This window comes from Aurantiacibacter xanthus (assembly GCF_003584015.1).
Lineage (GTDB): Bacteria > Pseudomonadota > Alphaproteobacteria > Sphingomonadales > Sphingomonadaceae > Alteraurantiacibacter > Alteraurantiacibacter xanthus.
In genome coordinates this window covers 1-4,884 of record NZ_QXFM01000130.1, presented here as the reverse complement: position 1 = coordinate 4,884, position 4,884 = coordinate 1, and the positions used below count along the sequence as shown (strand labels likewise).

Sequence of the window (4,884 nt, the reverse complement as noted above, 5' to 3'; positions counted from 1 at the left end):
CCCCGCTTGTCGACTGCCCGGTACAGGTAGGTCCACTTGCCCCGCACCTTGACGTAGGTTTCATCCAGGCGCCAGCTCGGATCAAAGCCACGCCGCCAGAACCAGCGCAGCCGCTTCTCCATCTCCGGGGCGTAGCACTGGACCCAGCGATAGATCGTCGTATGGTCGACCGAAATGCCGCGTTCCGCCAGCATTTCCTCAAGGTCGCGATAGCTGATCGGATAGCGACAATACCAGCGCACCGCCCACAGGATCACATCACCCTGGAAATGGCGCCACTTGAAATCCGTCATCGTTCCGTCCGTCCAATCTCCGCCAAGCATGCTCAAGCTTCACGATTTTTGCAACAGAGCCGTGCAAACAGCCATTTTCTGTAATCGTTTACTAATTATGATTTCAACGTTTTTTCAATGATATAAAAAGCAATGCAAATGTTAATCATCTAAAATTTCTGAAAACGTTGTGATCCTAATTCGCTAGCCGACGGTCACCCCTGCGCCGCCCCTCTGACAGCATCACGAAGCCTCCCAACAAGCGACTCGCGCATCCCGAACAACAAACGGCCCGGTCCACCAGAACCGGGCCGTTCATCAGTGATCGTTCAACGATGCCAGCCGTCAGAACTTGGCGCCAACCTCCACGGCCAGAGTGCGGGGCTTCTCGACAAAGCCGAAGAAGTATCCCGGCCCTGCCAGCGGCACCGACGTCGCGTGCGAGTAGGTCAGCGTATTGGTCAGGTTGCGGCCGACCAGCGCGATGCTCCAGCGCGAGGTCTGCAGGGCTACGCGGGCGTCCAGTTTCCAGTAAGCCTGCTGCATGTTCTCCGGCTCGCCGGTGTTCTCCATGAAGTACTTGCTGGAATGCTGCGCAGCACCGCTCAGAGCCAGTTCCCACGGACCGGTGAGCGGAACGGTGTAGTCCGCCGTCAGCGTGAACGCCGCCTTGGGCGCGAAGGCCGTGCGTCGGCCCTTGAGGTTGCAGGCCGGAGACCCGGTGGGCGTCACCCCGCTGACCTCGCCAGCCGTCGCATCGCTCGGGCACTGCGCCCCCGGGAAGTCGAGGAACTTGGAATCGAGGAGCGAGAGACTGCCGCCCAGCGTCAGCCTGTCGATGGGCCGCCAGCGCGCATCCACTTCGATACCGCGCGAACGCGACTTGCCCGCGTTGACGATGTTGAGACCAGCGATGCCATCGAACTGCGATACCTGCAGGTTCTTGAAGTCGTTCTGGAACAGCGCGATGTTGACCTGAAGATTGGCGGCCGGGAACGTCAGCTTTGTGCCCACTTCATAGGCGTTCACGCTCTCGTTCTTGAACACGAAGGCATCGGGAATGCCATCGCCGTTGGAGTCCACGCGGGTCGGCGGGCCTGCGGTAAGCTGCGCCGGCAGGTTGCGCATCTCCATGTCGAAACCACCGGCCTTGAAGCCCTGCTTGAACGAGGCATAGGCCATCACGTCGCGGTTGGGTCGCCAGCGCAGCGTCACGGCGGGCGAGAGGTTGTTCTCCTTCAGCTTGGCGCGATAGTGCAGGTCTTCCGCGATCAGCGGCACGATGGCCGGCGTATCGTCGGACGTGATCCCGCAGGTGGGATGGTTCAGCGGACCTACGCAGACGCGGTGATCGATGTCCTTGCGCTCATTGGTGTAGCGAAGGCCCGCGCTGAGTTCGAGCGTGGGGGTAAAGGCGAAGGTCGCCTCGCCGAACAGCGCGATCGAACGCCCGTTCTGGTCGGACCGCTTGTACCATGTGCCCGAAGGCGGAACGACCGTTCCTGGAGCGGGCGCGGGGAAGCCCGGATAGGGGAAGATGTAAGCAGAATCGTCCTCGATGAATTCAAGGTTCGAACGCTCGAAGTAGGCGCCTGCCACCCACGACAGCTTGTTCTCGCGCGGAGAGGCCAGCCGCAGTTCCTGCATGAAGGTGTTGAACCGCTCATACCGGCGCAGCGTCGTGAACGGCACGTCGGTGTTGTCGATTTCGGAGTAGTTGCGCTGGTTGTGGCGGATATAGCTGGTCACCGAGGTCAGCGTCAGATCGCCGGCATGCCAGTTCGCCGTATTGGTCAGCGCCAGGCCCCGGAAGCGGTCGCCGTTGTCGACCGGATCGATCTGCTCCCCTGTGATCGCGCTGACTACAGCCGCGCTCGCCGGATCGAGGTTGATGCTGGAATTCCGGAAGTTGGCCTTGCAGTCCTCGTGGCTGGCGCCCACCGCAAGCGCGGTGTTGAGCGACGGCGGATCGCCCGCTGCCGGTGCACGCGGCTCGCAGCGGAAGACCTCCGCCGAAGATCCCTTCGTATCGGACTTCACGTAAGTGACGCTCAGCGTGCTGTCGAAATTGCTCGACGGCTCCCAGGTCAGCGTGCCGCGCGTCAGGAACTGGTCGTTGATGGGGCCGTCAGGGCCACCCGGCGCATTGTTCTTGATGTAGCCCTTGGACTCGTCGCTGTAGCGCATCGCGAGGCGTGCCTTGAGCGTATGATCGGCATTGAGCGGCCCGGAAATCGCCCCCTCGATGCTGGCCTGATCGCTTGCCTCGAATTCATAGGCCGCGCGGACATAGGCTTCGAATTCATCCGTCGGCTTCTTGGACGTGATGTTGATCGCGCCGGCCACGGTGTTCTTGCCGAAGAGCACGCCCTGCGGTCCCTTCAGCACTTCCACCCGCTCGATATCCAGCTGACCGGCACGCGCCCAGGCCGCGCGCGAATAGTAGGCGCCATCGACGAACAGACCCACGGTCTGCTCGAAGCCGGGATTGAAGGAGCCCGAACCCACACCGCGCAGATAAGCCGATGTGCCGAGATCCTGAATCACGATCTTGGCGGCAGGAACCAGCTGAACCGCCTCGGACGTCTTGGTGATGCCAAGGTTCGCCAGTCCCTCGCCCGTTACCGCGCTGACCGAAACCGGGACTTCCGAAAGCCGTTCCGCTCGCTTGCGTGCGGTCACGACGATCTCATCTATGCCGCGCGGCGATTCCGCCGCCGTTTCGCCCTGCCCTTGAGGCTGCCCCTGCGGCTGCTCCTGAGCCTGCGCCTGTGCCGCCATCAGCAGCGTCATGGCCGTTGCCGCCATGCTTGTGCTGATCCGAAGTGCGCCGTTTAGAAAACGTGTCGTCTTCATCGTCATCCTCCCCTCTTCCTTGGCTTCGTCCGAACTCGTCTCCCGGATCGAAGCCGCCATGTGTCAGTGCATGATCGCTCCGCCATCGACGAACAGCGTCTGCCCGGTGATAAATCTGCTCTCTTCGGAACTGAGGAAAACCGCGGCATCCGCGACGCTTTCCGGCCCCATCCGTGCGATGATGGGTTCTCCTCTCCATGTACCTCCGAGAACATTTTCAACGCCTCGGTTGCCCTTTGGGTAAACCCGCGCCGCGCTCCAAGTCAACGCAAAAATGGACCGTACAGTATCGTTGGCTCTGTTGCAAACTCTGACACGGTTTCCAAGATTGGGCTCATGTACTGTCAAGGTCAGTTGCGATGAACGATTTCAAAGGACGGCATTTTACCGGCGAGGTCATCCTATGGGCGGTGCGCTGGTATTGTCGATACGGCATCAGCTACCGTGATCTCGAGGAAATGCTGTCCGAGCGTGGGATCGATGTCGATCATACGACGATCTATCGCTGGGTGCAGCGCTACGCGCCGGAGATGGAGAAGCGTCTCCGCTGGTTCTGGCGGCGCGGCTTTGATCCGAGCTGGCGTCTGGATGAGACCTACGTAAAGGTGCGGGGCAAATGGACCTACCTGTACCGGGCGGTCGACAAACGGGGCGACACGATTGATTTCTATCTGTCATCGACACGCAGCGCCAAAGCGGCGAAGCGCTTTCTGGGCAAAGCTCTTCGTGGCCTGAAGGACTGGGAAAAGCCGGCCAAACTCAATACCGACAAGGCACCCAGCTACGGCGCAGCAATCGCTGAGCTGAAACGCGAAGGCAAACTGGCGGCGGAAACCGAGCACCGGCAGGTGAAATATCTGAACAACGTGCTCGAGGCCGACCACGGCAAGCTGAAGATGCTGATCAAGCCGGTACGTGGCTTCAAGTCGATGCCAACGGCCTACGCCACGATCAAGGGCTTCGAGGTCATGCGCGCCCTACGCAAAGGACAGGCCCAGGCATGGTGCCTGCAGCCAGGTATCATGGGGGAGGTGCGCCTGGTTGAAAGAGCATTCGGAATTGGACCCTCGGCCCTGACCGAAACCATGATTATGCTCAATAAGCATTTCGCCAATGCTGCCTAATCCCCCAACTGGGTGACGCCGCGCGGCCGTGCCCCATGTTTGCAACAGAGCCCGTCAAGGTGCGGGGCAAGTGGACCTACCTGTACCGGGCAGTCGACAAGCGGGGCGACACGATCGATTTCTACCTGTCGCCGACCCGCAGCGCCAAGGCAGCGAAGCGGTTCCTGGGCAAGGCCCTGCGAGGCCTGAAGCACTGGGAAAAGCCTGCCACGCTCAATACCGACAAAGCGCCGAGCTATGGTGCAGCGATCACCGAATTGAAGCGCGAAGGAAAGCTGGACCGGGAGACGGCCCACCGGCAGGTGAAGTATCTCAATAACGTGATCGAGGCCGATCACGGAAAGCTCAAGATACTGATCAAGCCGGTGCGCGGTTTCAAATCGATCCCCACGGCCTATGCCACGATCAAGGGATTCGAAGTCATGCGAGCCCTGCGCAAAGGACAGGCTCGCCCCTGGTGCCTGCAGCCCGGCATCAGGGGCGAGGTGCGCCTTGTGGAGAGAGCTTTTGGCATTGGGCCCTCGGCGCTGACGGAGGCCATGGGCATGCTCAACCACCATTTCGCAGCAGCCGCCTGATCGGCGCAGAGCGACAGCCTACCTCTGACTGCCGCCAATCTTTGCAACAGAGCC

The 4,884-nt window shown here is 61.0% G+C and carries 4 protein-coding genes and 1 pseudogene; 2 read left to right on the top strand and 3 right to left on the bottom strand.

The features are described from left to right. The 3 genes from D2V17_RS16525 to D2V17_RS21945 form a co-directional block, all read right to left on the bottom strand. On the bottom strand, nucleotides 1-293 hold a 293-nt coding region (locus D2V17_RS16525), incomplete at its 3' end, for an IS6 family transposase (protein WP_119593042.1). Nucleotides 294-617: 324 nt separating this feature from the next. After that, complete coding sequence (locus tag D2V17_RS16520; RefSeq protein WP_147367451.1) at nucleotides 618-3,128, bottom strand: TonB-dependent receptor; 2,511 nt, start codon at nucleotides 3,126-3,128, stop codon at nucleotides 618-620. Nucleotides 3,129-3,191: 63 nt separating this feature from the next. Beyond that, entirely contained in the window at nucleotides 3,192-3,395 is a 204-nt protein-coding gene (locus tag D2V17_RS21945; protein WP_281270598.1) for an SDR family oxidoreductase, read from the bottom strand. Between the two features lie 92 nt (nucleotides 3,396-3,487). Here D2V17_RS21945 and D2V17_RS16510 point away from each other — a divergent pair, with 92 nt between their 5' ends. Then, a complete protein-coding gene (locus D2V17_RS16510; protein WP_006949122.1) occupies nucleotides 3,488-4,252 on the top strand; it encodes an IS6 family transposase in 765 nt (254 codons plus the stop codon). A gap of 53 nt (nucleotides 4,253-4,305) precedes the next feature. Continuing rightward, a pseudogene (locus tag D2V17_RS16505) lies at nucleotides 4,306-4,830 on the top strand (IS6-like element IS6100 family transposase); the annotation flags it as partial. Nucleotides 4,831-4,884: the final 54 nt, after the last annotated feature.

Excerpts from the sequence above, each read along its gene's own strand:
- D2V17_RS16520 (WP_147367451.1), bottom strand. The coding sequence starts at position 3,128 with ATGAAGACGACACGTTTTCTAAACGGCGCACTTCGGATCAGCACAAGC.
- D2V17_RS16510 (WP_006949122.1), top strand. The coding sequence starts at position 3,488 with ATGAACGATTTCAAAGGACGGCATTTTACCGGCGAGGTCATCCTATGG.